This window comes from Providencia sp. wls1943 (assembly GCF_009706275.1).
Taxonomy (GTDB): Bacteria; Pseudomonadota; Gammaproteobacteria; order Enterobacterales; family Enterobacteriaceae; genus Providencia; species Providencia zhijiangensis.
The window spans coordinates 140,814-167,575 of record NZ_WLTU01000027.1 but is presented as its reverse complement, the minus strand read 5'-3'; the positions used below and the strand labels follow the sequence as shown (position 1 = coordinate 167,575).

The following is a 26,762-nucleotide window of genomic DNA, read 5'->3' as shown; positions in this document are numbered from 1 at the left end:
CCTGTGTTTTCATACAGTTTAACCTGTTTTTTTATACAGTAAAGAGGCAGTGCGAAAAATTTAAAAAGTTTTTTTAGACCAACCAAGTTTTGAGCTTAATGTATTGAAATAATTGTAATCTTTTGGATGAACTAAATTCAGACTCTTCGAGCTGCGTTTAATAATCACCTCTTCGCCATCCTGTATAGGTAGCATAATTTGACTGTCGCAACTGACTTCATAATCAATATTGGTGCGTAAAAATTTTAAGCGAATACTGCTGTCGCTACTGATAACTAATGGGCGAGACGATAAGGTGTGCGGGAACATCGGCACGAGTACAATAGCGTCTAGATTTGGTGTAAGGATAGGGCCCCCAGCGGATAAAGAGTAGGCTGTTGAGCCTGTCGGGGTTGCAATAATTAAGCCGTCTGAGCGTTGCGAAAAGGCAAATTTTTCATCAATGTAAACTTCAAACTCAATCATATGCGCGACTTTGCCAGGGTGAAGAACGACTTCGTTGATGGCGCTACTTTTACGGGCTTTTTGATTTGCTTTGATAACTTGAGCTTCTAATAAAAAGCGTTGTTCTTCATGATATTCCCCATCAAGAACACAAGAAAGTTGTTGAAGGGCATTGTCGGGGTCTAGGTCGGTTAAAAAACCTAAATTACCACGGTTTACGCCAATAACTTTATTGTTATAGCGGGATAAAATTCGCGCCGCTCCAAGCATGTTTCCATCGCCTCCGACAACGACGACTAAATCTGCTTGTTGACCGATTTCTGTTAAAGTTCCTGTATTGGCATCTTTTAATTTCAAATCCTTAGCCACTTGTTTATCAATTATTGCGTGGTAATTTTTTGAAATCAGCCAATGATAGATAAGTTCATGGGTCGCCAGTGCTTCAGGGTGCCTTGGGTGTCCGACAATACCGATAGTTTTAAATTGTGAAGATGGTGTCATCTTAGCCTTTTGCATACTTTTTTAACTCCTCGTTGTATGACTTCCCTTGAATCCCTGTATTAGATCCCCATAATACTCTCATAGATAGAATTATTGCTAAATACGCGGAGATATTCATGAGTAGTAAAGAACAAAACATGCATGATGAGCAAGCTTCTGAGCAAAATGAAACACAAAAAGTGCAAGCAGAGCAAGAAGTTGATACTCAACAAGCGGATTTACAAGCCGAAGAACAAGCGTTAGCAGCGCGTATTGCTGAGCTTGAACAGCAACTTGAAGCTTCCCGTAAAACTGAACGCGAAGCGATGTTACGTGCTCACGCTGAAATCGAAAATATTCGTCGTCGTACAGAACAAGATATTGAAAAAGCCCACAAGTTTGCGCTTGAGAAGTTTTCCAATGAATTGTTGCCTGTGATTGATAACTTAGAGCGTGCAATTGAAGCCGCTGATCGTGACAACGAAGAATCCAAAGCAATGTTAGAAGGCTTAGATCTTACGTTGAAAACGTTCTTAGATGCCGTTTCTAAGTTTGGTATTGAGCCTGTTGATGCGGCGAATGTGCCATTCAACCCTGAAGTTCACCAAGCCATGACCATGATTGAATCCCCAGACCATAGTTCAGGTCAGGTGATCAACGTAATGCAAAAGGGTTATACCTTGAATAACCGTCTGCTGCGTCCTGCAATGGTAATTGTTTCTAAATAAGTTTAGAACATAAATAATTTTAGGGTATATAACGAGAATGGGATGCTGAGCATCCCATTTTTCTATGATGAATTTCTGCAAGCTTCATCACCAACACATTTACTTTCTATAGAATGCGTTTATTCAGGAATAACCGGATACCAATCAATCGGTGTGCGACCTTGTTGTTCAAGTAATTGATTAGCTTTCGAAAAATGACCACATCCTAGGAAGCCTCGATGCGCAGAAAGTGGTGATGGGTGAGGTGCTTTAAGGACATGGTGGCGTTTAGTATCGATAATGCGACCTTTCTTTTGCGCATGGGATCCCCATAAAAGAAAAATCACGCCTTCTGTATGATCATTAATCGCCTGAATCACTTTATCTGTAAACGTTTCCCAGCCTAAATGTGCGTGTGAGTGCGCATTGCCTTGTTCGACAGTTAATACAGTATTGAGAAGTAAAACCCCTTGCTGCGCCCAGCTAAGTAGGTACCCATGTTCTGGGCGGATAAATCCAGGAATATCTTTCTCAAGCTCTTTATACATATTGACGAGTGAAGGTGGCGCTTTAATACCGGGGCGCACAGAAAATGATAAACCGTGTGCTTGTCCTGGTCCATGATAGGGGTCTTGTCCTAAGATCACGACTTTGATGTCCGCTAATTCAGTATAGCGAAACGCATTGAAAACATCTTCTTGCGGCGGGTAGATTACTTTTCCGCTTTCTCTTTCTTTTGCGACAAACGCGAGAGTCTCTTTGAAATAGGTTTGTGATTTTTCCGCACCGATTACGTCGTGCCAAGTCATCGTATTTGACATGAATGATTCCATAGTGATGTGTTTTATAGTTCGTAGCTTACTGGTTCATGACGTATAGATAAAGTGTTGTTCTGCGCTAACTCTCTAAAAGCGCTTCAAATTAATTTGAGAATTTACAAAAATAATTAAAAAAACCAAACGTGAATATTGATTTAAATCATGAAGATGCACTGGTTTGGTTAATTACCATACGAAATATTTGATAAATATCAAAGAATGTAGGGGTTCTAGCTGGTATATATTAGATAAACAGGTTGGTTAGACCAATTATCCAATCAACAGCGATTAAAAACAGTTAGCAAAGATTGATCAAAATCTGATTCGAACGTGGAGGTCGAGATGATTACTGGTATTCAAATTACTAAAAGTGACAACGCAGCACTGCTAAACTCTTTCTGGTTAATTGATAGCGAGACAAATGAAGCTCGTTGTGTATGTGCGAAAGCAGATTATAGCGAAGGTCAGGTTGTTCCTAAAGATGAACTGGGTGCTTTTGAGAGCCGTGAAGTTCCTCTCGAAATGAAACCAACTGTTCGTGTAGAAGGTGGTCAGCACTTAAATGTTAACGTATTAAGCCGTGAAACATTAGAAGATGCAGTAAAAAACCCAGAAAAATATCCTCAATTAACTATCCGTGTTTCTGGTTATGCAGTTCGCTTTAATTCATTAACGCCTGAACAGCAGCGTGACGTTATTACTCGTACTTTCACTGAAAGCCTGTAATAAACATTAAGGGGTCAATAGATCTCTTATCTTAATAAATTCTAAAAGCCATTGTTCTCAATGGCTTTTTTATTTGCCTCTAACAAAGTTGATTATTTCCTCCCTTGGTTATTTATATTTCAATATTCTTCCAGCATACAGCATTTGTTAGGGAGAATTTATGCCATTCAATACAGCAATACAGCAGACAGTAAGTAAGGACGAACTTTCTTTTGTTGAAGAAGGTTTAAATTTATATCAACAAAATACATTTTTAGATTCATCATGCAGTTTTAGAGATAAATGGTCTAAGAATGTCACAAGAGAGGAGTTTTTAGGAAGAGATGCACAGAATAAAGATTATCTTTTAGCGTTACTATCACAAGGTGCTTATCAGAATAATTGGCGTGATATTCAAGGAGTAGAAAAACTTAGCCCATCAAAAATTAATGAATTAGGCATAGATGCAGAACTTTTAAATAATGAATTTACAGGTTTTCAATCAAATATTTGTTGTTTTAATGGTCTGTATATTATTTGCTTTGCGGGGACGAATGATATTGTCGATTTTTATGCCAATATTCGGCAAGGGCTAGGATATTACGAACCTCAATTCTTTCAGGCTGTGGGGTTAACTAATATTCTATATCGAGCCGTGAAAGGCAATATTATCTGTACAGGGCACTCTCTAGGGGGAGGTCTTGCATCAATAGCCGCTCTGGCGAGTCAATCACCTTGTATTTCATTTAGTCCTTCAGGGCTTGCTCAAAACACAGTAAATAAAATTGGAATGGATTATAACATTGCTAAGCAACAAGCAGATGAAGGTTTGATACGCTTTTATACTGTTCAATATGATTGGCTTGATGCACTTCAAAACACGTTACCAATCCCTTCTGCGTTGGGAAACCGTATCAAAATGGCTTATAGCGAACATAATTCTTGGAAAGACTGGTTACCACACCGTTTGATGGCCAGGAGCTTTATTGCACATTCAATGGTTAAGATTATTAGGATGATGTGCAAATATAAACCATGGAATAATTGGAATGCGATTACAGGTGAATTTGATAAAACAGCGGATTCTATGTTGAATGAATTTCCTAACGTAGAGCAGAAACAAAGTCTTAATTGGCAAGAAAGCTGTAAAAATTCAATTAAGAAAGAAAACATCAGTGAATTTAAAGCGTTGCTTTCAATGAAAAATAAGCACTGCGATATTGATAAACTTGCTATGCAATCTGTTCGTACAGGTAATAGCCAATTTATAAAAGTATTATTGGAGTCACCATATGGGCAGGGAATTAAAAAAATGCAGTTGGCTCAGCAAAAAACTGTTTTACATTTAGCGGCTCAAAGCGGGAGAGTGGCTCAATCAGAAATTTTGCTGAGTAATGGTTTAATAGTCAACGTGAGAGATAATTTGGGAAATACTCCGTTGCATGATGCTTTAAATAGTCACTCTTTAGATGTTGCTGAATTATTATTATCGAATGGCGCAGATTGGAGAATGGAAAATAATCAGGGTTATAACTGCCGAGATATTTTAGATAATCATATGATAAAAGCAGAATCGTTAACTAATGAAAGCCGGGCTATGAGGGAGAAGGTCTATAAGTTAATGAATTAAAAACGGGCCGAAGCCCGCTTTTGTCAGTATCACTCGATTGAGTTTTACTTGGTTTTATTGCTATCTGCAGTTGCAGATGGCGCAGTTGTAGATGACATAGCTGGAGTGCGACGTTTGCCGATATTTTTCTTATCGCGATGGCGTACTTTTTCTTTTTTCTTGCTTTGCTCTTCTTTTTTCTTCTCTTTACGCTTAGCCAGCACTTTCTTAGATGGTTTTGGCTTATTCAGCATCGCTTCAGAAGGCGCTTTGGTTGTTGGGCGTAATGAATCTACCACACGCATCTTAATCGGATCTTCGATGTAGCGAGTGATTTTGCCCAGTAGAGGGAAATCGTGCGCTTCCACTAAAGAAAGGGCAGTACCTTTGCGTCCAGCACGACCAGTACGGCCGATACGGTGCAAATAGACATCTGCAGTGCGCGGTAAGTCGAAGTTAAAAACATGGCTGACGTTTTCAATATCTAATCCACGGGAAGCAACGTCCGTCGCAACGAGGACTTTAACTTGTCCAGTCACTAGGCGGCGAACGGCTTCGTTACGCTTCGCTTGCACCATTTCGCCTTCGATATAGCAAGGTTCAATACCAGCCTCACGCAGCCATTGGACAACTTCACGAACGCGTTCGCGCTTACGCACGAAGACAATCGATTTGGTGACATCTTCTTGCTTGATAAGATGGCACAGTAGCGCAGTTTTATGTTCTAACGTATCAGCGCGATAGTAGAATTGTTGGATTTTCTTGCGTTCACGGCGTGAAGGATCCGCTTCAATTTCGATAGGATCTTCGAGTAGGCGCTCAGCAAAATCACGAATCGCTTCACCTTCAAGGGTGGCGGAGAACAACATGGTTTGCTTACGCCAGCGGGTTTCGCCTGCGATAGTTTCGATATCGTGCGCAAAGCCCATATCCAGCATACGGTCAGCTTCATCGAGGATCAGAATTTCCACAGCGCGGCAATCGAAGTTTTCTTCTTTAATGTATTGCAGCAAACGCCCCGTGGTTGCGACGACGATGTCTTGGTTTTCGCTGAAAACTTCAGCGTGATTCATATACGCAACGCCGCCTGTAATGGTGGCAACGTCTAAATGATTATGTGCACACAACTCTTTAGCTTGATCAGCGACTTGCATAGCGAGTTCGCGAGTTGGTGTTAAAATCAGAACGCGAGGCGGACCTGATTTTTTTCTTGGGAAATCAAGTAAATGTTGAATAGCTGGCAATAAGAATGCCGCAGTTTTACCTGTTCCGGTTGGGGCTGAACCTAAAACGTCGCGTCCATCCATTGCAGGAGGGATGGCGGCTTCTTGGATCGCCGTCGGGCGCTCGTAACCTTTATTGGTCAGCGCGGTGATCAGGCTTTCATCAAGCTCAAGTTCAGAAAAAGTGGATGCAGTCATGATATACCTCTATTTGGGGCGCTGATTATAAACAGGTTAGCAAAATTGTTCACCACAAAAATCAGCTTTGTGCAGAGTTTACCTGTTTTTGTTGGCGGGGGGTATATAAGGAAGTGGCTTACTGATAATGCTCCCTCTTACCAAACTCTGTCATATAGTTGGTAAGAGGGATGAAGTGGAATTAGCTAAGCATGTTAATTAACCAAGTGTGGTAAGGAATTCCCACGAGGTCGATAAGTACAGCTCCGCTTAGAGGCACAATCATAAATGCTTTCATAGAAACTTGTTTGTAGCGCTCGCAGACCGATGACATGTTTGCCATTGCGTTCGGCGTTGCACCTAAACCATGTCCCATCATGCCTGAACACATTACTGCGGCATCGTAGTTTTTGCCTAACAGTCTGAAGACGACGAAAACAACGAACAGGATGATGGCAATAGTTTGCGCCAGTAAGATGATGAATAATGGCAGCGCGATGACTTTCAGTTCCCAAATCTTAAGCGACATCATCGCCATGGTTAAGAATAAGCCCAGTGAAACATCAGAAATTAAGTTGATGGATTTTTGGTTAATACGAACAATTTCAACTTGGTCGTTAATGTTGCGCACAATAATCGCGATAATCATGGCGCCTACATAGCTTGGTAAAGAGAATCCAGTAGCTTTAGTGAACTGGGCAGACGCAAACTGACCGACGACCATTACACCTAAAATCAGCGCTAACATTTTTAAGAATGCATGGGCGTCGATAGAGTCAATTTTACCTGCCAGTTTCTCTTCAACTTTCATGCTTTCAACATTATCTTCAGCTTGAATAGTGACGTTGTGTTTTTTAATTAAGTAGCTTGCGATAGGACCACCTAATAGGCTTCCTGAAATCAGACCAAACGTTGCAGCCGCAATCGCTGCTACGGTTGCAGACTGTACGCCAAGACCTTCAGCCATACTACCAAAGGCAGCCGCACCACCGTGTCCGCCTGTTAAGGAAACACCGCCAGCCATGATCCCGATAACCGGGTCGATACCTAGCAAATGCGCCAAACCGGCACCAAAGGTGTCTTGGAAAATAACCAATGTCCAGCAAATTAACAGGTAAGTAATCAATAAGCGTCCGCCGCTTTTTAATATGCGGAAGCTGCCATCAATACCCACAGTTGTAAAGAACGCCACCATTAAGAATGATTGTAAACTGGTATCGAACGTAATCTCAGCTAAATCGGAAGACTTTAATCCCCAGATAAGCAAACTGACTAAAAATCCACCAATGACCGGTGAAGGGATACAAAAACGTTGCAGCCATTCAATGCGCTTCTTGAGGTGAACACCCATTAGTAGGCAAACTACTGTCAGGAAGAGGGTGGTGAGTGTGTCGATTTGGAATGTCATATTTTTCCCTTTTTTATACTTTGTCTTTCGTGCTACAGCGTTGTTGGTTTCTCTTAGGTACCCTAGTCACATACTTTATGTATGCTCCTAGGGGTACCTTCATTCACCGCCTAGCTGTAACTCGAAATTCAAGGGTATAAATGTCTTGTTAAAGGCATGTATAAGTGTTTTTCAAGCGACAGTGTTGTTGGCTATTTCGAACCTCTGTGCTGTTTATTTTTAACTAGTTGCTTAGTTGACTAAGCTTTTATTTATATTTTGAAAGACAAGGTAAAGTTGTTTATCAGTCGTTTTATTGTGTTTGTTGTTTTTAGAATAAATATTGGTAAACCAAGTAAGCGGCTAGTTTTGATGTGTGGTTATCAATATCAAATTCAGGATTACACTCAGCGATATCAAACAGCGCAATCTTGCCGCTGGATTTGATGACGTTAAATAATTCATCAAATGTTTCAGTAGAAATCCCTCGAGCGGCTGGTGCACTGACCCCCGGTGCGATACCCGCAGAGAACACATCCAAATCCACAGTGACATACAGGTAATCTACAGAATTTACAAATTGTTTAATCTGTTCAATTGCTTGCGGTAATAAGCTTGCGGTTAAGGCTTTATCGCGAATATAGTGGCAGCCTAAGCTGTCCGCTGTATCGAATAACACCTTGGTGTTGCCATGATCCGCAATGCCTAAACACAGGTAATTGAAAGGGCGCTGATGCTTAGCGCACAGTTGTGAGGATTGTAAAAATGGCGTACCGGATGTGGCTTCTGGGGCTTCACGTAAATCAAAGTGCGCATCAAAATTGATGATCCCAATGGTCTTTTCTGGCTGATGTTTTTGAACGAAATCGAAAATGCCTTGAAAGCTCGCAAAGCCGACTTCGTGCCCACCGCCTAAAACAATGGGTTTTTGACGCTGTTCTAATACTGAGATTATTTCATCAGATAGGCGACGTTGAGCTGCTTCCAGCTCACCATCGTCACAACTTACGGTTCCCGCATCACGGATAGCCAATGGCTGGTGGATAGGTAAGCCAGCAAGCTGACGACGAATGGCATCAGGGCCAGCTTTAGCACCTTGGCGGCCTTTATTGCGGCGAACACCTTCGTCTGAAGCGAAGCCGATAATGGCAAACTCTGCAGGTGAGCGTTGGTTGATGACTTGGTGAATGCGTAAATGTTCCTGTGTTTCACCATCAGTTCGACCCTGCCATTGAAAAGGTTGTGTCATAGTTACTCCAAGTTAATCAGTTTTGTTATATTTTGGGCCGTTTGGCATGTTGCTTTAATCAGTTCATCGACACGGTTGACGGCACGAAATTCGGGTGCCATGACAGAGACGACAGCTAAAATATCGTTGCCTTTAAAAACAGGAGCCGATGCGCCAAAAACACCAGCGTCAATTTCACCAATAGAAATGCCATAGCCTTGTTGGCGGATTTGGATTAGATCCTGTTTTAATTTCTGTAAATAGTTATCTTTGTGTAGCTGCTTGGCGTGAGTTTCGAAGACTAATTCTTGGTATTGTTCATCACGGTAGGCTAAAAGGGTTTTTGCGCTAGCGCCGCGGATCACGGTATTACCATGCCCAACAATAAAAGAGCAGCGTACGGCTTGTTCACTATCAATTTTATCGACACAGATAGTTTCCCGTAGGTTGGCGGTAATAATTGCCGCAGTCTCTTGGGTCTTTTTGGCCAGTGCGCGCAACTCTGATTTTGACGAGGTCATTAGCAAACTGTGGTGATAGTATTTTTCTTGGGTTTTGATACTCTGCGCACCAACGGTATAAGTGCCATATTGCTTAGAGTAAGTCACAAATTCCCAGTTTATGAGAATAGTTAAAAGCCGATAAACCGTTGAAAGAGGAATATCTAACTCTTTGGAGATGGTTTGTGGTGTGATTGGAGACGCGCAAGTCGTGACAAACGATAAGATATCTAGTGTTCTATTAATACTGTTCATGGCATCTCCTTTTTCTCGAACTTAGCAGTAAAAAAAATCACTAACAAATGATATTCTCAATATATGAGAATAATATTATTGAAATTAGATTAAATTTGCAGATTTGTGGGTTGAAATTGAGAATATTCACGCAAATCCTATTTAAACCAGAGTGGCAGTATGAGCGAACAAAAAAAGCGTTATCGAAAAGGCGGGTTTACCTTCAAGCAATTTTTTGTTGCCCATGACCGTTGCGCGATGAAGGTCGGTACTGACGGGGTATTACTCGGTGCGTGGGCGCCTCTTAATGCGACAAAATACGCGTTGGACATAGGCAGTGGGAGCGGATTAATTGCCTTAATGCTGGTTCAGCGTAGTGAGCAAGTGCAGGTTGATGCGGTTGAACTTGATGACGCCGCGGCGTTACAAGCGCAGGAAAATTTTGATGAATCGCCATGGTCTGAACGGCTGCGAGTGTTCCATCAGGACATTATTACGTTTAGCGAACAGCCTAACCATCAGTATGATTTAATCGTGAGTAATCCGCCTTATTTTGAGCCCGCGGTGGCGTGTCGGGATGAAAAACGCGATCAAGCTCGCTATACCGGAACACTGACTCACCAAGTATTATTAGATAGCGCTAAACAATGTTTGGCACCTGACGGTATTTTTTGTTTGGTATTACCCTATGAAGTGGGAGAGAAAGTCGAAGCAATGGCAATGGCGAGTGGTTGGAATTTAGCTTACCGCGTGCAAGTTCAGGATAAAGCACATACGCCATATCATCGGATGCTATTAGGGTTGACGATTAAGATGACGGAGCCGGTTATTTCGTCTTTAACGTTGAAACAACCCGATGATAGCTATACGGATGAGTTTATTTCGTTGATCCGACCATTTTATCTTAAGTATTGATCGACTCAGCATTGATCGGCTAAGTATTAACCGCCTATCTGTGGTTAAAGATACCGATAGGCGGTTAGTGTTAGCGAGTTAAAATGGTGGGGCCAGACTCCGGTAATAACTCAGGGTAGTCTAGGGTATAGTGCAAACCGCGACTCTCTTTACGTTCTAAGGCGCAACGCACCATTAACTCTGCAACTTGGACTAAGTTGCGCAGTTCCAGTAAGTTGTTGGAGATGCGGAAATTAGCATAATAGTCATTAATTTCTTGCTGAAGTAAATGAATACGACGCAAAGCGCGTTCAAGGCGTTTTGTGGTTCTTACTATCCCCATGTAATCCCACATAAATAGGCGTAATTCATGCCAGTTATGCTGAATTACAACCTGTTCATCAGAATTATGAACTCGGCTTTCATCCCATTCAGGGAGTGCAGAAATTGCAGGGATCTCGTCGATCGTTTTGATAATATTTTCTGCGGCAGCCCATCCATAAACTAGGCATTCAAGTAATGAGTTAGACGCCATACGATTGGCACCATGTAGCCCGGTATAACTCACTTCACCAATCGCATACAGATTTGGTATATCTGTCATGCCGGTTGGGTCAACAACGACGCCGCCGCAGGTATAGTGAGCTGCGGGAACTATCGGGATCGGCTCTTGGGTTAAATCTAAACCTAAGGTGAGCAACTTGGCATAAATGGTGGGGAAGTGGTTCTTAATAAAGTCTGGGGATTTGTGGCTGATGTCGAGATACATGCAGTCCGCCCCGAGGCGTTTCATTTCATGGTCGATAGCTCTGGCGACAATATCTCGCGGTGCTAATTCACTGCGCTCGTCATAATCTGGCATGAATCGGCTGCCATCAGGGCGCTTTAAGTAAGCGCCTTCACCACGTAAAGCTTCAGTGAGTAAGAAATTACGTGCTTGCGGGTGGAATAAACAGGTTGGATGAAACTGGTTAAATTCCAAGTTCGCTACGCGACAACCTGCTCGCCATGCCATGGCAATACCATCACCGGATGAGATATCGGGGTTAGTGGTGTATTGATAAACTTTCGCAGCGCCACCCGTGGCTAAGACGATAGTTTTTGCTCGAATAGTCTCGACTTGCTCTTTTTGGCGATTCCAAACATAGGCACCGACAATGCGGGAGCGGGCGTTCTGTTGGTTTTTGTCCTCGAGGATCAGATCAACCGCATTGTAGCGTTCTTTGATCTGGATATTCGGGTGTTCGAAAGCAAGATTAACCAGCGTGGTTTCAACCTCTTTTCCGGTGGCATCCGCGTGATGCAGAATGCGGCGATGGCTATGCCCGCCTTCTCGGGTGAGGTGATACTGAGTTTCCCCTGTTTCGTTGACTTCAGTATCAAATAAGACGCCTTGGTCAATGAGCCACTGAACACAATGTTTGGCGTTTGATGCAATAAACTCGACGGCGCTCTTTTCACAGATCCCTGCACCAGCTACAAGCGTGTCATTAACATGGGACTCAATGCTATCTGTATCATCGAAAACGGCGGCTATTCCGCCTTGAGCATAATAAGATGCACCTTCATTGAGGGTGCTTTTACTGAGAATAGTAACTTGATGAAAGGGCGCGAGCCGGAGTGCGGCTGATAATCCTGCGACACCACTTCCAATGATTAAAATATCAGTGTCATGCTGTGTGGATGCGTTCATAAGTGTTTGTGTGCTGTGTTTCTATAGAGAATTTTATGTTAGCCTATCGAGCTGCCTGTGACTATGTATTAATCGCATTTTGAGTTCCCAAAGAACCGTTTTATTTAGCTACACTTGAGTTATTTGGAAAATCATCGTTTATTTGGAAAAAACCATCGGCTACATGATAAGTGCCAATGTGAATGAATAAATTCCACGTAATCATGCCGTAGATATGCCTGTTTTGTGTATACTATTAGGTAGTGCTCACAAGGATCAATGGGATCGATTAAGAAACTTTGATCTCATTTTTTGAAATTATTTTCGATTATTTTTGGAATAAATTGAACTTCATCAGTTTTTATTACTCGAAGTTAGGCTTGCTTAAGGAAGGGAGAAGATGAACAAGTTAAGTCATTATCAATCTGTGTTCAGGAGATGGTTCCTGGAATGAGCGAGCAGCTGACAGACCAAATATTGGTTGAGAAAGTACAAAAAGGCGATCAACAAGCTTTCAATTTATTGGTGATTAAATACCAGCATAAAGTTGCAAGTCTCGTTTCTCGTTATGTACCGCAAGCGGATGTGCCTGATGTCGCACAAGAGTCGTTTATTAAGGCTTATCGTGCAATCGGTTCGTTTCGTGGCGACAGTGCTTTTTATACTTGGCTTTATCGAATTGCTGTCAACACGGCAAAGAACTATTTAGTCGCGCAAGATAGACGTCCTCCCGCGTCAGATCTGGAAGCGAGCGACGCAGAAAACTTCGAGTCCGCCGGCGCATTAAAAGAAATTTCGAACCCAGAGAACTTAATGTTGTCTGATGAATTAAAGCGAGTTGTTTTTCGTACCATTGAGTCTCTGCCAGAAGATCTTCGAATGGCAATCACGCTACGTGAACTTGATGGTTTAAGCTATGAAGAGATAGCCGAAGTGATGGATTGCCCTGTGGGTACAGTTCGATCGCGGATCTTTAGAGCGAGGGAAGCAATTGATGAAAAAGTTCAGCCGTTGATCCAACAACATTAATTGGTTGGGTCGCGAGTTACTGTTTAACTGTGAGCAATTAACTGAAGGTAATTGGGCATGCAAAGAGAGAAACTTTCCGCAATGATGGATGGTGAAGCTCTAGATTTAGAACTTATTAACACCATTTCATGTGATTCAACGTTAAAGCAACGTTGGGAGAGCTATCATCTTGTTCGTGATACTCTGCGTAATGATACAGGCGATGTCATTCATTTTGATATTGCAAGTAAAGTTGCGGCAGCGCTGGAAAATGAAGCGGTGCGAATTAATCCTCAAGCAGTTGTTGAATCACAACCAGAGCCAGAAAGCTGGAGTGGCTTCCCGTTTTGGAACAAAATTCGTCCATGGGCTAGCCAAATTACGCAAATCGGTGTGGCTGCATGTGTATCACTCGCTGTAATTGTGGGTGTTCAACAATACAATCAAAGCAATAGCGTCGATTCTACTGTGGATGATCCTGTATTTAATACCGTTCCAGTCGGACGTGGTGCGCCAGTTAGCTTAAATCTTTCAGATAGCCAATTGTTTGGTACTGAGCAACAATCTCAGCAAATCGAACAACAAAATCAACGTATCAATGCCATGCTGCAACAGTATGAAATTGAAAGACGTTCAATGCTGAATCAGCCGCATCAAGACAGTGATAAAAATACCGCATCAGCAGGGGTTAAACTGCAATAATGAATAAATGGTTATCCGTCTTCTGCCTGACGGGCAGCCTGATTATGTCTAATCAAGCATCGGCATCATCTACGGATGCCGATGTTCTTTTCAAAGAAATGGGAACGGCTGCCCAGAACCTGTCCTATGAAATGTCGTTTATGACATTCAATCCGCAAAATATCGTTCCAGTGCGCTATCGTCACGCGATTATTAATGGAGTCCCTATTTCTCAAATGATCCAGATGGATTCATCTCGCCGAGAGATAGTGCAAAATGGTAACCGAATTAGTTATTTTGAACCGGGATTCGATGCGTTTAGCTTAAATGGTGAACATATCATTGATAACTTACCTACGGTACTTTTTGCGGATTACCAAAAAATTCAGCCTTATTATAATTTTATCGATGCTGGTCGTACGCATATTGGTGATAGACCCGCATTAGTCATGCGCATTATTTCAAAAGATAATTCTCGATTTAATTATGTGTTATTAATCGATGAAGAAACTAAACTGCCACTGCGTGTTGATTTGCTCGACAACAATAATCAAACACTGGAACAGTTCCGGGTAATTTCGACTGTTTTAGATAGTAAAAATGTACAAGATTCATTGAAATCTCTCAGTAATGTAAATTTACCACCATTATTAGTGTCGCCGAAAAACGAAAATCCATCGTTTAAATGGCGGGTGGGAATGCTGCCTCCAGGCTTTGAGGAAGTGTCTCGCTCTACGCGAAAATTAAGCGATGATGACATCATTGAAACGGCAATGTTCAGCGATGGGCTATTTACCTTTTCGGTTAATGTGACAAAAACATCGAAAGGTCCTTTACTGGATCAGCCGCGACAAAATGGTCGCCGCACAATTTACACCATGACTCAAAAGCAAAATGTGATTACGATAATAGGGGAGTTACCGCTATCAACATCCCAGTTAATTGCGAGTAGCATTCAGTTTCGGGAGTAAATCATGGTAAAAGAATGGGCAACGGTGGTTAGATGGCAGAAAGGCCGAGCATTATTACGTTATGGCTCTTCAGCCGGATGTGGAAGTTGTAGCGCTCGTGCTGCTTGTGGTTCATATGCTTTAAACAAAATAGGGCCTAACACAGAGCACGAATTGGAAATTGAAGTTGAGCAGCCTTTGGTTGTTGGGCAAAAAATTGAAGTGGGTATTCCTGAAGGGAGCTTACTGCGTTCTGCGATGTTAGTCTATTTAACGCCATTGGTTGGATTGTTTTTATTTGCCGCATTGGCTCAATTAGCTGAATTTGAGCAAGTTTGGGTCGCATTAGCGGGAATTTTCGGTGGGTTTGCTGGCTTTTTCACTGCGCGAGAAATGGCTGCACGTTGGCGCAATAAAATCGATTTCCAGCCTATCGTCTTACAAATAGGACTTCCCCCTGGCGACATTAGCGTTCAATCACATTGTTGAATGCCATTGTCGCACATCATCGCCTGTAGTTAAGCTTTCACGACATAAGCTTTTTACTACAGGCGATTTTGTTTTTAGTCGCTCAAAAATGAAGAAAAACGAAGAAAAATGAAATAAGTAACTCATTCAACTTTGGCAAGTTTACAGTTGTTTTACATTGAATCTTTGTGTTAGTGGGTTCTTGTATGTAAAATGCTGCTAATTAGCAATCTTGTGATAATCATAGCATTTTAGTTTTGCGGCAAAATTTGCTCAAAACTGATTTTGTAAGGCAATTTAAAAGAAGATATTACCTTGAAAATCAAAAACATCAGAAACTTTTCGATCATTGCACATATCGACCACGGAAAATCAACGTTGTCAGATCGTATTATTCAAATCTGTGGTGGCTTAACTGACCGCGAAATGGCGGCTCAGGTTTTAGACTCTATGGATCTGGAACGTGAACGTGGTATCACCATCAAAGCACAGAGCGTAACGCTCGATTATAAAGCGGCGGATGGTGAAACTTACCAACTGAACTTTATCGACACCCCAGGACACGTAGACTTCTCCTATGAAGTTTCTCGTTCATTGGCGGCGTGTGAAGGTGCATTATTAGTTGTGGATGCAGGGCAGGGTGTTGAAGCTCAAACCTTAGCGAACTGCTATACAGCTATTGAAATGGACTTGGAAGTGGTTCCAGTCCTGAACAAGATTGACTTACCAGCCGCTGATCCTGAGCGTGTTGCTGATGAGATTGAAGACATTGTGGGTCTTGATGCCCATGATGCTGTTCGTTGTTCTGCGAAAACCGGTATCGGTGTTCAAGATGTTATCGAACGTTTAGTGAAAGAAATTCCACCACCAGAAGGTGATGGTGATGCACCGTTACAAGCGCTGATTATCGACTCTTGGTTCGATAACTATTTAGGTGTTGTTTCTCTGATCCGTATTAAAAATGGTATATTGAGAAAAGGCGACAAAGTTAAAGTGATGAGTACGGGCAACGTGTATAACGCGGATCGCCTCGGTATTTTCACACCAAAACAAGTTGACCGTGATGTGCTTAACTGCGGTGAAGTAGGCTGGTTAGTGTGTGCGATCAAAGACATCACTGGCGCCCCAGTTGGGGATACTTTAACAGGTGCTCGTAACCCAGCAGATAAAGCATTACCGGGCTTCAAAAAAGTGAAACCTCAAGTTTATGCGGGTCTGTTCCCTGTTAGCTCTGATGACTATGAAGCTTTCCGCGATGCATTGGGTAAATTAAGCCTGAACGATGCTTCCTTGTTCTATGAACCAGAAACGTCAACAGCATTAGGATTCGGTTTCCGTTGTGGTTTCCTTGGCTTACTGCACATGGAAATCATTCAAGAGCGTTTAGAGCGTGAATACGATCTCGACCTAATCACTACAGCGCCAACGGTAGTTTATGAAGTGCAGCAAACTAATGGCGAGATTGTTTATGTGGATAGTCCGTCGAAATTACCACCGCTGAATAACATCGAAGAGTTAAGAGAGCCTATCGCTGAGTGTCATATGCTGATGCCTAAAGAGTATTTAGGTAACGTTATCACTCTGTGTATTGAAAAACGTGGCGTACAAACCAACATGGTTTACCACGGAAATCAGGTTTCTTTGACCTACGAAATTCCGATGTCAGAAGTGGTGCTGGATTTCTTTGACCGTTTAAAATCAACCTCTCGTGGTTATGCTTCTTTGGATTACTCATTCAAGCGTTTCCAAACGTCAGACATGGTGCGTGTGGATGTGTTAATCAACAACGAACGTGTCGACGCATTAGCGCTGATCACTCACCGTGGCAACTCACAGTACCGCGGACGTGAGCTGGTGGAAAAAATGAAAGAGCTTATTCCACGTCAACAGTTTGATATTGCTATCCAAGCAGCAATTGGTAACCACATTATTGCTCGTTCTACAGTGAAACAGCTGCGCAAAAACGTTCTTGCCAAATGTTATGGCGGTGACGTTAGCCGTAAGAAGAAACTGTTACAGAAGCAAAAGGATGGTAAGAAACGTATGAAGCAAGTGGGTAACGTTGAACTCCCACAAGAAGCGTTCCTTGCTATATTGCACGTTGGTAAAGACAGCTAAGTTTACAAGGAGTCTTAATGGCTAACACATTTGCCCTGATCCTCACACTGGCTACGCTAGTGACAGGGATTATTTGGTGCTTAGATAAATTTAAGTTTGCGCCAGCACGTAAAGCGAAACTTAAAAAATTGCGGGAAGTAACAAACGGCTCAATGAATGAAGATGAACTTGCGAAAGCGGTTCGTCGTCCGTCGTGGCTGGAAACGGGAACCTCAATTTTTCCTGTGTTAGCCATTGTTTTGGTTGTTCGTTCGTTTATTTATGAGCCGTTCCAAATCCCATCAGGTTCGATGATGCCAACACTTTTAGTTGGCGATTTTATGTTGGTTGAGAAGTTTTCTTATGGATTGAAAGATCCAATTACTCAAACCACATTAATCGAAACGGGTAAGCCTAATCGTGGAGATATTGCGGTATTTAAATACCCGAAAGAGCCAAATGTAGACTTCGTGAAACGTGTAATTGGTTTGCCGGGGGATAAAATCATTTATAACCCAGAAGCGAAAGAGCTGACTATTTACCCTAACTGTGCAGACAATAAATGCACAGAAAAATTACCGGTTACTTATGGCCCATTAGAGCCAAGTGAATGGACAATGGTATTTGAAAATAGCTCCGTGGTTGATAATCAATATGGTAACTATCAAATCCCAGTAGACCAAGCGGTACCGAATAACTCACTGCGTCAATATGGCCGAAGTGAGAAATTAGATACCGTTACGCACCAAATTTTGACGATTAATAACTACATTACTCAATCAAAATATGTACAACCAGGTTTACCTCTTAATGAGTGGATTGTACCTGAGAAACACTATTTTATGATGGGTGATAATAGAGACAACAGCTCTGATAGCCGTATGTGGGGCTTTGTTCCTGAGCAAAATTTAGTGGGCCGTGCGGTGTTTATCTGGTTAAGTTTAGATAAACAAGAGAACGAATGGCCTACAGGTATTCGCTTTAGCCGAATTGGTCCTCTATAATTCATTTCAGACAATGCGGGTTTTCATGAGAAAACTCGCATTATCATAAGCATTATTATTTTACCCAGTGTACAATAATGTTGTTTTAAACATTATTGACTTCCTAATTATTAACTATTCTCCTTAAATTCCGATAATTCATAAAATTTATTTTTCGAATATCAATTGCTTACGGGTGATGGTCGGAGGAAGTCAGTGCAAACGCAACAGTTTTGTAAAATAGCTGATTTTACAGGTCTGTTGCGTGTGCTTTTTTATTAAACGTAGAATGGTTGGGCGCACATGAACCCCTCTTTGTTAGAAAAATTACAGCGTAAGCTGGGATATACATTCCAGCAAAATGATTTATTAATTCAGGCATTAACTCATAGAAGTGCTAGCAGCAAACATAATGAAAGACTGGAGTTTTTGGGTGATTCAATTCTCAGTTTTGTGATTGCTAACGATCTCTATCATCGTTTCCCTAAAGTGGATGAAGGTGATATGAGCCGTATGCGCGCAACGTTAGTGCGTGGAAATACACTGGCAGAAATTGCCCGTGAATTTGAACTCGGTGAATGTTTACGTTTAGGCCCGGGTGAATTAAAAAGTGGCGGTTTCCGCCGAGAATCAATCTTAGCTGATACCGTTGAAGCCTTAATTGGCGGGATTTTCCTTGATAGTAATATTCAAACTATCGAACAGATCATTCTGGCATGGTACAAAGTAAGATTGGATGAAATTAGTCCGGGTGATAAACAAAAAGACCCGAAAACGCGGCTACAAGAATATCTGCAAGGGCGTCATCTTCCACTACCAAACTATTTAGTGGTACATGTGAAAGGTGAAGCTCATGATCAAGAATTTACGATCCATTGCCAAGTGAGCGGCATTGAAGAGCCGATTAACGGCATAGGTTCAAGCCGCCGTAAAGCGGAGCAAGCCGCAGCAGAACAAGCATTGAAAATCTTGGAGATTGAATGAGTGAATTACAATCCCACTGTGGTTTTGTTGCCATAGTTGGACGACCAAATGTTGGGAAATCAACACTGTTAAATCAGTTACTGGGGCAAAAAGTCTCGATCACATCGAGAAAGCCGCAGACAACTCGCCACCGTATTATGGGGATCCATACAGAAGATAATTACCAAATTATCTATGTTGATACCCCAGGTCTTCATATTGAAGAAAAAAGAGCAATTAACCGTTTGATGAACCGCGCAGCATCCAGCTCTATTGGCGATGTTGAATTGGTTATTTTTGTGGTTGAAGGTACCCATTGGACACCTGATGATGAAATGGTGCTGAACAAGCTATCTAGCTTGCGTTGCCCAGTCATTTTGGCGATCAACAAAATTGATAATGTGGTGGATAAAACCAGCTTACTGCCACACATCGGTATGATCAGCCAAAAAATGAATTTCTTGGACGTGGTGCCAATCAGTGCAGAAAAAGGCACTGGCGTTGATACCATCGCGAAGATTGTGAAGCAGCACATCCCTGAAGCTATTCACCACTTCCCTGAAGACTATATTACAGATCGCTCTCAGCGTTTTATGGCCTCTGAAATTATTCGTGAAAAACTGATGCGTTTCTTAGGTGACGAGCTACCATACTCAGTGACTGTTGAAATTGAACAGTTTAAAGAGATGGATAAGGGTGGCTACCATATCAACGGACTGATCTTAGTTGAGCGTGAAGGTCAGAAAAAAATGGTTATCGGTAATAAAGGTAGCAAGCTGAAAACCATTGGTACCGAAGCTCGTATTGATATGGAACGTCTGTTTGAAACTAAAGTTCACTTAGAGCTTTGGGTTAAAGTTAAATCCGGTTGGGCAGATGACGAAAGGGCACTGCGCAGTCTGGGCTATGTTGACGATTTAAAATAATCGGTGACATCGTGAGTGGTTGGCAACGCGCGTTTGTGCTCCATTCCCGTCCTTACAGTGAAACGAGTCTATTGATTGACTTTTTCACGGAAGGGGAAGGAAAAATTCGTTTGCTAGCAAAGGGTGCGAGACGCAACCGCTCACCATTAAGAGGCTGCTTGCAGCCTTTTACACCTTTGTTGATCCGTTGGAGTGGCAAAGGTGAAATCAAAACCCTCATCAATGCTGATCCTGTCTCTCTTGCTCTCCCTCTTAGTGGTACTGTTTTATATAGCGGTTTATACCTTAATGAACTTACCGCTCGGGTTATTGAGTTTGGCACACCGTATTCATCTCTATTTTTTGATTACCTCAATTGCTTGCAAGTTTTAGCCGGGAGTGAACGCACGCCTGAATCTGCTTTACGCCAGTTCGAGCTCGCTTTGCTGTCTTATCTCGGTTACGGCGTAGATTTTTTACATTGTGCGGGCAGTGGTGAGCCGGTTTCAGACACCATGACCTACCGTTACCGTGAAGAAAAAGGGTTTATTGGCAGCCTAATTGTTGACCAACTCACATTCACGGGTAAGCAATTAAGAGCGTTAGCCGAACGCGAATTCCCAGATGCGGACACCTTAAAAGCCGCTAAACGGTTTACCCGCATGGCACTGAAACCTTATCTTGGCGGTAAACCCCTTAAAAGCCGTGAACTCTTCAGGCAATTTATTATCCCTTCTCAGAATATGGCGAAGTCATAACAATTAATTGATTTTGTTTTATGACGCTATTTTTTCTATTTGTTATTACTGCGAGCATTTCCAACTATATACCTTTCCAACTGCGGACTGTTGTAACCGCAAAACTACAGGCAATCTAGACAAAGTTTTCGTCCTATCCATTTTCTTCGAGGCGCTTCCCAAAACATGAATGTAATTGATGAAATATTATTATTGCTTTGGAATCCGCGAGGAAGAACGAGATATTTTTTCCCCCAATACGATAAATTGCAGTAGGATATGGCAGACAAGAAATAAGTGACTGTTTATTCATAGGGAGTTAAACATGGCTGAGCTGTTATTGGGCGTTAACATTGACCACATTGCAACTGTTAGAAATGCAAGAGGAACACAATATCCTGACCCTGTTCAAGCAGCATTTGTTGCTGAGCAAGCTGGAGCTGACGGGATCACTATTCACTTACGTGAAGATCGCCGCCATATTACCGATAGAGACGTTGAACTGCTCAACCAAACCATTCAAACGCGCATGAACCTTGAAATGGCAGTCACAGAAGAGATGATTGACATTGCTTGTCGTATTAAGCCGACTTATTGCTGCTTAGTTCCTGAAAAGCGTGAAGAGGTGACTACTGAAGGTGGGCTTGATGTTGCAGGGCAAAAACAAAAAGTCGCATCCGCAGTAAAACGATTGACCGAAGCGGGTATTTTAGTCTCTTTATTTATCGATGCGGATCATGAACAAATTGATGCGGCTCAAGAGTGTGGGGCACCATTTATTGAAATTCACACAGGCGCATACGCGGATGCTAAAACTGAACAAGAGCAAGAGCTTGAATTTCGTCGTATTCGTGATGGCGTAGGCTATGCCGCGGGTAAAGGCATTAAAGTGAATGCGGGACATGGATTGACTTACCATAATGTTCAACGTATCGCAGCACTGCCTGAAATTTATGAACTGAATATCGGGCACGCGATTATTGGCCGAGCTCTGTTTAGCGGTCTAGCTCAAGCTGTATCAGACATGAAAAACTTACTCACAGAAGCGCGTAAATAATGGCTATTGTAGGTTTAGGTACAGATATTGTTGAGATTACGCGTATTGAATCTGTCATTGAGCGCTCCGCTGACAGCTTAGCGAAGCGTATTTTAACAGAACATGAATATGTACAATATCAGCAACAAGCTAAGCCTGCGCGTTTTCTTGCTAAGCGATTTGCAGTGAAAGAGGCGGCGGCTAAGGCATTAGGTACGGGGATCCGTAATGGTTTGGCTTTTAATCAGTTTGAAATCACAAACGATGAGCTAGGTAAACCGTTACTTTCACTGAGTGGTGAGGCGTTAAAACTAGCCAATAATTTAAAAGCCACGCATTTTCATGTTTCGATTACTGATGAGCGGCACTATGCGGCTGCAACAGTGATTATTGAAAGTCTGTAGGCATTACTCATTGCCGACTTGTTTTCGGTCGGCAATGTTTCAACGAAATAGTACTTCAATGAAATAGTACTTTAATGAAATAGTACTTTAATGAAAGTGTGCTTCAACGGATGGATGTTTTTAGTAAAACAAAAATTGAATATCGCAGAGCTGAGCCATCGTCACTTTAACAAATGTATTCAGCGTATTGGCGAAATTAGATTTTATCGGCGTGATGGATCATGACAAACTTATCCCAGAGTTGTTCTTGGGATTCAACATGTTCAGGGTCTGTAATAATCGTATTCGTTATGGGGCAAACTGACTGGCAAGTAGGTTTATCATAGTGCCCAACGCATTCAGTACACAGGTTAGAATCTATTTCATAGATTTCCGACCCCATGAAAATTGCATCATTTGGGCATTCGGGTTCACACATATCGCAGTTAATGCATTTTTTAGTAATTAATAGTGCCATTTCAATTAGTTATATCAGATTCAAACCAGTAGTATACGTTTTCGAACGCCATTTTACACTGAAGTAAATCAATTAGACACTGAATTGTGTGTGAGTGAACGAATATACTTAGCAAAAAAATAGTAATGAACAAGCAGAATAATCAAGAGTTTTAAGTGTGATTCAAAGTGGATGGTCTATAAGTAAAGCGGAATTAATAATATAAAGATGATTTTATTTATAAAAATAAAATAAGAGCTTAAATTTAAGCTCTTATTGGGTAAGGCAATTAAAAATTAATAGAAAATATTAAATTAATAATTAATTAAGTTATAGATATACCAGTTTTTAGTTTTATCAGATTGCGTATAGAAGCACAGTACACCATTAACGATGAAGAAGGTCGCTGATTTAATCGAGTCTTCAATGGTGAACTCCTCAGAATACATCAGCACGATACTGGCATTATCGGCGATTTGATAAACATCGATAACTTTCTCATCGAGATTATAACCGTACAGATATTGCTTGTTCTGTGTTGGATCGTAGAAGGCTTGAATATTTTGCAGGTAGGTTTTTAATTTACCTTTTTGTACAACGACAGTAGGTTCGATTTTTCCTGCGTCTGTCATGTTGTAGATCATGTAAGATTTATCTTTTGAATGCCCTAAGAAGTAATTTTTCTTAGCAGCACTGAATGCGAGCGTTGTTGGATAAAATTCTTCAAAGATATTTGTTTGCACGGTTCTTCTAATAAAAGCCATATTTATTCCTCTTATTTAAATTATGAAAACTGAAGTGCGTGTTAATCATATTTAATGAGAGAGATTTTAAAAATAATGTTATTTATTAGTTTGTTTTATATATTCAAATGATTTAAAAATTAATAAAAGTAGAATATTCACAATGGTTCTTAACTGTGATAGTAATAAGAAAAAACAATTAGGAAGTGGTCATGTTTGAAAATCTAGGGGTATTGAATTTCTGGACTTACTTAGCGGGATTGGTGCTTATCATCATTGTACCCGGTCCAAACTCACTGTATGTATTAAAATCAAGTACTTCACATGGGACTAAAGCGGGATATCGTGCTGCAATCGGTGTTTTCACGGGGGATGCAATACTGATTTTTCTTTCATTCATTGGTGTTGCCTCGGTCATCAAAGCCTCTCCAACACTGTTTACTATCGTAAGATACTTAGGGGCGGCTTATCTTTTGTACTTAGGATGCAAAATCCTATATGCAACCTTTTGGCAGAAAAAACCGTTATCAGCAGGGGTAGAGCAGATTGAAGTAAGAAAAGAAAATTACTTTACTCGAGCTTTGGTACTTAGCTTAACGAACCCGAAAGCGATTTTGTTCTATATTTCGTTCTTTATTCAATTTATTGACTTCAATTATAGCCATGCTTGGGTTCCGTACATGGTATTAGCAGTTATCTTAGAAACGGTTAGCTTCTTGTATCTAAGCTTATTGATATTCAGTGGCTACTTGATCGCCCGCTTTTTACGGGAAAAGCAGATTTTGGCGAAACTGGGAAATTGTACTGTAGGTGCATTCTTTATGGGGTTCGCTGCGAAACTTGCCATTTTTAGTAATTAGTTATTGATTAATATTAGATTCAATTTGCAGTCACTTTAACATTTCGTAATAATCAACTTTTCGAGTGTGGATGAATGAGAGGCTAGAGTGACGCAATTAGAAATCGATGAGTATTGGATGGCTCAAGCCCTTGAGCTAGCAATAAAAGCTCAAGATGCCGGGGAGATCCCTGTGGGTGCGTTACTGGTCAAAGATAACCAACTAGTGGCAGAAGGCTGGAACCACTCCATTGAAAACCACGACCCTACCGCCCATGCTGAAATTGTTACCTTACAAAAAGCGGGCACCGCGCTACAGAATTACCGCTTATTAGACACAACACTGTATGTCACTTTAGAACCTTGCATTATGTGTGCTGGAGCGATGATCCATAGCCGCATCGGTCGGGTCGTATATGGTGCGAAAGATTTTAAAACGGGAGCGTGTGGCTCCTTCATGAATATCATGTCGCAGCCAGGTTTAAATCACTATGTTGAAGTGACGAGTGGTGTACTTGAAGAAACTTGCTCATCCATGCTCAGCGAATTTTTTAGAATGCGCAGAGCACAAATTAAAGAACAGAGACGCCAAGAAAAACAGGCTCAAAACCCCGAGAACTAGTCATCAATCGGTGGTTCCCTTTGTAGGACTACGCCATTATCGATGGAACTCGAGCGTGTTGGTTTTGCTAGAATATATTTCCCTAGGGAGTGATTTTGTGCACGATTATTTTCACTGGCATAAAACACACCTAAATTAGCTGACGCTTTTGGCGCGACCTCCAATTTGGCTGGTACCATATCAGGCATCACATAAGATGAGAGCTGAGTATTCTCATTGGGTACCACGACATAAACGTGAGATTTCTTCGCAATCTCTAAGGTTTTCTGTTTTTTCTCCTGACTCTGCAAATAACCCACTAAGCTTTGATGATAGCGGCGAATATTTTCCACATAACGATAAGCCTCGTGTCCTCGAGCATAGCCATACGTGAGCTGAGAATAATATTTTGGTTGTGTTAACAGGGGCAAATTCGCTTTAACATCAAGCCAACGGTCAGGGTTGCCACCCAGCTTTTGCGTTAATTTACGCACATCCAGCATATGCCCATAGCCCATATTATAGGCTGCAAGGGTAAACCAAATACGGTCATCTTCAGCGATAGAGTCGGGTAAGCGTTTCATGATGTACGACAAATATGCTGCCCCACCTTTGATGCTTCCTTCAGGGTCTAATCTATCTTCAATTCCCATCGTTGCCGCAGTTGGTTTGGTAAGCATCATGATCCCACGAACACCAGTAGGGGAGGTTGCAAGGGGATCCCAGTGGGACTCTTGCCAAGCGATAGCTGCCAATAATTTCCAATCGACGGTCTCGACAGTATCGGCATATTTTTCAAATAAATGCTGATAATCAGGTAATTTATTGTTAATGGCACTAATAAATGTAATCGTATCAAAATAATCAAAGGATTCTACGTGACTAAAATGTTTCTCGGTCAAGCGGGCGAGTGAGTCATTTTGATTACTGATATTAAAAAAGTCGAGCAGAGCGGCATCTAGGCTATAGTCATGTTTGCGGCTCATATACCATGTGATGGCATGGTCATCGCGTAAGTCAAATGCGACAGCGATTTTCGGGTGAATACGTTGTTGTAAAGAGATTGCGATAGAATCCTCAAGGGTATAGTCAATTTCACCTTCGGCCACCATTTCTAATAACTGGCTTGGTGTATAGTCGCTGCTTTCTTCCCACTTAAGATTAGGGTATTGCGTCGAAAGTGCTTTTAATGTGCTGGCGTGAGTACTCCCAGTGATAACAACCAGTTTCCCTTTCACGTCATTGAAGGTTTTTGGACGAAGTTTCCCTTTACGATAAACCAATTGCTGAGTCACGTTTAAATAGCTTGGACCAGCTTTCATCGTGTCTAAACGGTCTTTGTTATACAGCAATCCTGCCATAGCAATATCAGCATCATTGTTGTCGATATCATCAAAAATTTGCTCGATAGTGGGGCGGATAATGATTTTTAGTTTAACACCTAGGTACGTGGCAAAGCCTTGAGCTAGCTCGTAGTCGAAGCCACGTAGCTGATGTTGCTCATTAATATAGATAAGTGGCGAATTTACTGCGCTAATACGTAATTCCCCTCGAGAGATAATTTTATCGACTAGGGTGTTTTGCGTATTCGGCCATCGGACATTGAAGCCAATGATCATGGTAGCAAGTAAGGCGATGACCACGATAATAAAATAGTTAACTTTTAGGTTATTCAAATAATTATTTCTCGTGTAGGGAACTGGTGTTGTGCGCTTAATAAAAACTGTTTAATCATGGTTATAAATCCAGTGGTTTCGTATTTTGCTCTAACAATGATGATCGGTGCAACTAATATTATCGTATTTAGCACATAATAATATTTAACTAATCGCTC

Annotated in this window: 27 protein-coding genes; 17 read left to right on the top strand and 10 right to left on the bottom strand. The window is 41.6% G+C overall.

From position 1 onward, the window contains the following. Nucleotides 1–60: 60 nt before the first annotated feature. The gene (gene nadK, locus GKR48_RS17615) at nt 61–945 is read right to left on the bottom strand and encodes an NAD(+) kinase (protein WP_181478775.1); all 885 of its coding nucleotides are present in this window, start codon (nt 943–945) and stop codon (nt 61–63) included. A gap of 116 nt (nt 946–1,061) precedes the next feature. Here nadK and grpE point away from each other — a divergent pair, with 116 nt between their 5' ends. After that, a complete protein-coding gene (gene grpE, locus GKR48_RS17610; RefSeq protein WP_154629006.1) occupies nt 1,062–1,652 on the top strand; it encodes a nucleotide exchange factor GrpE in 591 nt (196 codons plus the stop codon). A 119-nt stretch (nt 1,653–1,771) separates the two neighbouring features. Here the strand turns inward: grpE and ung are convergent, their stop codons facing one another. Then, complete coding sequence (gene ung, locus GKR48_RS17605; RefSeq protein ID WP_154629005.1) at nt 1,772–2,452, bottom strand: uracil-DNA glycosylase; 681 nt, start codon at nt 2,450–2,452, stop codon at nt 1,772–1,774. 339 nt (nt 2,453–2,791) lie between these two features. On the opposite strand from ung, the gene grcA reads away from it, so the two are divergent. Continuing rightward, nucleotides 2,792–3,175 carry an autonomous glycyl radical cofactor GrcA gene (gene grcA, locus GKR48_RS17600; RefSeq protein WP_108478520.1) on the top strand — a complete coding sequence of 128 codons (384 nt, stop codon included), beginning with the start codon at nt 2,792–2,794 and terminating at the stop codon, nt 3,173–3,175. Between the two features lie 160 nt (nt 3,176–3,335). Then, nucleotides 3,336–4,784, top strand: a complete 1,449-nt coding sequence (locus GKR48_RS17595; RefSeq protein WP_154629004.1) for an ankyrin repeat domain-containing protein — start codon at nt 3,336–3,338, stop codon at nt 4,782–4,784. A gap of 44 nt (nt 4,785–4,828) precedes the next feature. Here GKR48_RS17595 and srmB read toward each other — a convergent pair whose 3' ends face one another. The 4 genes from srmB to GKR48_RS17575 form a co-directional block, all read right to left on the bottom strand. Then, nucleotides 4,829–6,184, bottom strand: coding sequence for an ATP-dependent RNA helicase SrmB (gene srmB / locus GKR48_RS17590; RefSeq protein WP_154629003.1), 1,356 nt, complete (start codon nt 6,182–6,184; stop codon nt 4,829–4,831). Nucleotides 6,185–6,365: 181 nt separating this feature from the next. Next, a complete protein-coding gene (gene gltS, locus GKR48_RS17585; RefSeq protein ID WP_154629002.1) occupies nt 6,366–7,571 on the bottom strand; it encodes a sodium/glutamate symporter in 1,206 nt (401 codons plus the stop codon). Nucleotides 7,572–7,881: 310 nt separating this feature from the next. Further along, the gene (gene hutG, locus GKR48_RS17580; protein ID WP_154629001.1) at nt 7,882–8,799 is read right to left on the bottom strand and encodes a formimidoylglutamase; all 918 of its coding nucleotides are present in this window, start codon (nt 8,797–8,799) and stop codon (nt 7,882–7,884) included. 2 nt (nt 8,800–8,801) lie between these two features. Next, the gene (locus GKR48_RS17575) at nt 8,802–9,533 is read right to left on the bottom strand and encodes an IclR family transcriptional regulator (RefSeq protein ID WP_154629000.1); all 732 of its coding nucleotides are present in this window, start codon (nt 9,531–9,533) and stop codon (nt 8,802–8,804) included. Between the two features lie 159 nt (nt 9,534–9,692). On the opposite strand from GKR48_RS17575, the gene trmN reads away from it, so the two are divergent. Continuing rightward, nucleotides 9,693–10,427, top strand: coding sequence for a tRNA(1)(Val) (adenine(37)-N(6))-methyltransferase TrmN (trmN, locus tag GKR48_RS17570; protein ID WP_154628999.1), 735 nt, complete (start codon nt 9,693–9,695; stop codon nt 10,425–10,427). A gap of 70 nt (nt 10,428–10,497) precedes the next feature. On the opposite strand, the gene nadB is transcribed toward trmN, so the two are convergent. Further along, nucleotides 10,498–12,099, bottom strand: coding sequence for an L-aspartate oxidase (gene nadB / locus GKR48_RS17565; RefSeq protein ID WP_154628998.1), 1,602 nt, complete (start codon nt 12,097–12,099; stop codon nt 10,498–10,500). A gap of 429 nt (nt 12,100–12,528) precedes the next feature. Between nadB and rpoE the strand changes: the two genes are divergently transcribed. The 11 genes from rpoE to acpS all read left to right on the top strand — a co-directional run bounded on the left by rpoE (nt 12,529) and on the right by acpS (nt 22,310). Next, on the top strand, nt 12,529–13,107 hold the full coding sequence (rpoE, locus tag GKR48_RS17560) for an RNA polymerase sigma factor RpoE (RefSeq protein ID WP_006661282.1): 579 nt from the start codon (nt 12,529–12,531) through the stop codon (nt 13,105–13,107). 57 nt (nt 13,108–13,164) lie between these two features. After that, nucleotides 13,165–13,788 (top strand): anti-sigma-E factor RseA, encoded by a 624-nt coding sequence (gene rseA / locus GKR48_RS17555; RefSeq protein ID WP_154628997.1) that lies wholly within the window; start codon nt 13,165–13,167, stop codon nt 13,786–13,788. Then, nucleotides 13,788–14,738, top strand: coding sequence for a sigma-E factor regulatory protein RseB (rseB, locus tag GKR48_RS17550; protein WP_154628996.1), 951 nt, complete (start codon nt 13,788–13,790; stop codon nt 14,736–14,738). Before rseA ends, rseB begins: the two co-directional genes overlap by 1 nt. Before the next feature lie 3 nt (nt 14,739–14,741). Further along, complete coding sequence (rseC, locus tag GKR48_RS17545; RefSeq protein WP_154628995.1) at nt 14,742–15,206, top strand: SoxR-reducing system protein RseC; 465 nt, start codon at nt 14,742–14,744, stop codon at nt 15,204–15,206. A 300-nt stretch (nt 15,207–15,506) separates the two neighbouring features. Beyond that, a complete protein-coding gene (gene lepA / locus GKR48_RS17540; RefSeq protein ID WP_336431201.1) occupies nt 15,507–17,303 on the top strand; it encodes a translation elongation factor 4 in 1,797 nt (598 codons plus the stop codon). A gap of 17 nt (nt 17,304–17,320) precedes the next feature. Continuing rightward, entirely contained in the window at nt 17,321–18,286 is a 966-nt protein-coding gene (gene lepB, locus GKR48_RS17535) for a signal peptidase I (protein WP_154628993.1), read from the top strand. A gap of 282 nt (nt 18,287–18,568) precedes the next feature. Beyond that, nucleotides 18,569–19,249, top strand: coding sequence for a ribonuclease III (gene rnc, locus GKR48_RS17530; protein WP_154602649.1), 681 nt, complete (start codon nt 18,569–18,571; stop codon nt 19,247–19,249). Continuing rightward, nucleotides 19,246–20,154, top strand: a complete 909-nt coding sequence (gene era, locus GKR48_RS17525) for a GTPase Era (protein WP_036949437.1) — start codon at nt 19,246–19,248, stop codon at nt 20,152–20,154. The genes rnc and era overlap by 4 nt, the downstream gene beginning before the upstream one ends. A gap of 11 nt (nt 20,155–20,165) precedes the next feature. Further along, the gene (recO, locus tag GKR48_RS17520; protein ID WP_181477344.1) at nt 20,166–20,891 is read left to right on the top strand and encodes a DNA repair protein RecO; all 726 of its coding nucleotides are present in this window, start codon (nt 20,166–20,168) and stop codon (nt 20,889–20,891) included. 304 nt (nt 20,892–21,195) lie between these two features. Then, nucleotides 21,196–21,927 (top strand): pyridoxine 5'-phosphate synthase, encoded by a 732-nt coding sequence (pdxJ, locus tag GKR48_RS17515; RefSeq protein WP_154628992.1) that lies wholly within the window; start codon nt 21,196–21,198, stop codon nt 21,925–21,927. Then, nucleotides 21,927–22,310 carry a holo-ACP synthase gene (gene acpS / locus GKR48_RS17510; RefSeq protein WP_154628991.1) on the top strand — a complete coding sequence of 128 codons (384 nt, stop codon included), beginning with the start codon at nt 21,927–21,929 and terminating at the stop codon, nt 22,308–22,310. Before pdxJ ends, acpS begins: the two co-directional genes overlap by 1 nt. 196 nt (nt 22,311–22,506) lie before the next feature. Here the strand turns inward: acpS and GKR48_RS17505 are convergent, their stop codons facing one another. Together GKR48_RS17505 and GKR48_RS17500 are read right to left on the bottom strand one after the other, a co-directional pair. Then, on the bottom strand, nt 22,507–22,767 hold the full coding sequence (locus GKR48_RS17505) for a YfhL family 4Fe-4S dicluster ferredoxin (RefSeq protein ID WP_154602652.1): 261 nt from the start codon (nt 22,765–22,767) through the stop codon (nt 22,507–22,509). Nucleotides 22,768–23,060: 293 nt separating this feature from the next. Further along, the gene (locus GKR48_RS17500; protein WP_154628990.1) at nt 23,061–23,510 is read right to left on the bottom strand and encodes an XRE family transcriptional regulator; all 450 of its coding nucleotides are present in this window, start codon (nt 23,508–23,510) and stop codon (nt 23,061–23,063) included. 191 nt (nt 23,511–23,701) lie between these two features. On the opposite strand from GKR48_RS17500, the gene leuE reads away from it, so the two are divergent. Beyond that, nucleotides 23,702–24,349, top strand: coding sequence for a leucine efflux protein LeuE (gene leuE / locus GKR48_RS17495; protein ID WP_154628989.1), 648 nt, complete (start codon nt 23,702–23,704; stop codon nt 24,347–24,349). 87 nt (nt 24,350–24,436) lie between these two features. Continuing rightward, a complete protein-coding gene (gene tadA / locus GKR48_RS17490) occupies nt 24,437–24,949 on the top strand; it encodes a tRNA adenosine(34) deaminase TadA (protein WP_181477343.1) in 513 nt (170 codons plus the stop codon). Here tadA and mltF read toward each other — a convergent pair. Next, nucleotides 24,946–26,604: a membrane-bound lytic murein transglycosylase MltF gene (gene mltF, locus GKR48_RS17485; protein ID WP_154628988.1), complete on the bottom strand. Its 1,659-nt coding sequence runs from the start codon at nt 26,602–26,604 to the stop codon at nt 24,946–24,948. The genes tadA and mltF overlap by 4 nt on opposite strands. Nucleotides 26,605–26,762 lie beyond the last annotated feature (158 nt).

What these genes read in the sequence shown, in the direction of transcription:
- era (WP_036949437.1), top strand. Translation starts at nt 19,246, where the DNA reads ATGAGTGAATTACAATCCCACTGTGGTTTTGTTGCCATAGTTGGACGA.
- GKR48_RS17505 (WP_154602652.1), bottom strand. Translation starts at nt 22,767, where the DNA reads ATGGCACTATTAATTACTAAAAAATGCATTAACTGCGATATGTGTGAA.
- grpE (WP_154629006.1), top strand. Translation starts at nt 1,062, where the DNA reads ATGAGTAGTAAAGAACAAAACATGCATGATGAGCAAGCTTCTGAGCAA.
- rseC (WP_154628995.1), top strand. Translation starts at nt 14,742, where the DNA reads ATGGTAAAAGAATGGGCAACGGTGGTTAGATGGCAGAAAGGCCGAGCA.
- pdxJ (WP_154628992.1), top strand. Translation starts at nt 21,196, where the DNA reads ATGGCTGAGCTGTTATTGGGCGTTAACATTGACCACATTGCAACTGTT.
- grcA (WP_108478520.1), top strand. Translation starts at nt 2,792, where the DNA reads ATGATTACTGGTATTCAAATTACTAAAAGTGACAACGCAGCACTGCTA.
- leuE (WP_154628989.1), top strand. Translation starts at nt 23,702, where the DNA reads ATGTTTGAAAATCTAGGGGTATTGAATTTCTGGACTTACTTAGCGGGA.
- rnc (WP_154602649.1), top strand. Translation starts at nt 18,569, where the DNA reads ATGAACCCCTCTTTGTTAGAAAAATTACAGCGTAAGCTGGGATATACA.
- nadK (WP_181478775.1), bottom strand. Translation starts at nt 945, where the DNA reads ATGACACCATCTTCACAATTTAAAACTATCGGTATTGTCGGACACCCA.
- GKR48_RS17595 (WP_154629004.1), top strand. Translation starts at nt 3,336, where the DNA reads ATGCCATTCAATACAGCAATACAGCAGACAGTAAGTAAGGACGAACTT.
- GKR48_RS17575 (WP_154629000.1), bottom strand. Translation starts at nt 9,533, where the DNA reads ATGAACAGTATTAATAGAACACTAGATATCTTATCGTTTGTCACGACT.
- nadB (WP_154628998.1), bottom strand. Translation starts at nt 12,099, where the DNA reads ATGAACGCATCCACACAGCATGACACTGATATTTTAATCATTGGAAGT.
- hutG (WP_154629001.1), bottom strand. Translation starts at nt 8,799, where the DNA reads ATGACACAACCTTTTCAATGGCAGGGTCGAACTGATGGTGAAACACAG.
- rpoE (WP_006661282.1), top strand. Translation starts at nt 12,529, where the DNA reads ATGAGCGAGCAGCTGACAGACCAAATATTGGTTGAGAAAGTACAAAAA.
- rseB (WP_154628996.1), top strand. Translation starts at nt 13,788, where the DNA reads ATGAATAAATGGTTATCCGTCTTCTGCCTGACGGGCAGCCTGATTATG.
- lepB (WP_154628993.1), top strand. Translation starts at nt 17,321, where the DNA reads ATGGCTAACACATTTGCCCTGATCCTCACACTGGCTACGCTAGTGACA.
- rseA (WP_154628997.1), top strand. Translation starts at nt 13,165, where the DNA reads ATGCAAAGAGAGAAACTTTCCGCAATGATGGATGGTGAAGCTCTAGAT.
- GKR48_RS17500 (WP_154628990.1), bottom strand. Translation starts at nt 23,510, where the DNA reads ATGGCTTTTATTAGAAGAACCGTGCAAACAAATATCTTTGAAGAATTT.
- gltS (WP_154629002.1), bottom strand. Translation starts at nt 7,571, where the DNA reads ATGACATTCCAAATCGACACACTCACCACCCTCTTCCTGACAGTAGTT.
- ung (WP_154629005.1), bottom strand. Translation starts at nt 2,452, where the DNA reads ATGTCAAATACGATGACTTGGCACGACGTAATCGGTGCGGAAAAATCA.
- trmN (WP_154628999.1), top strand. Translation starts at nt 9,693, where the DNA reads ATGAGCGAACAAAAAAAGCGTTATCGAAAAGGCGGGTTTACCTTCAAG.
- srmB (WP_154629003.1), bottom strand. Translation starts at nt 6,184, where the DNA reads ATGACTGCATCCACTTTTTCTGAACTTGAGCTTGATGAAAGCCTGATC.
- acpS (WP_154628991.1), top strand. Translation starts at nt 21,927, where the DNA reads ATGGCTATTGTAGGTTTAGGTACAGATATTGTTGAGATTACGCGTATT.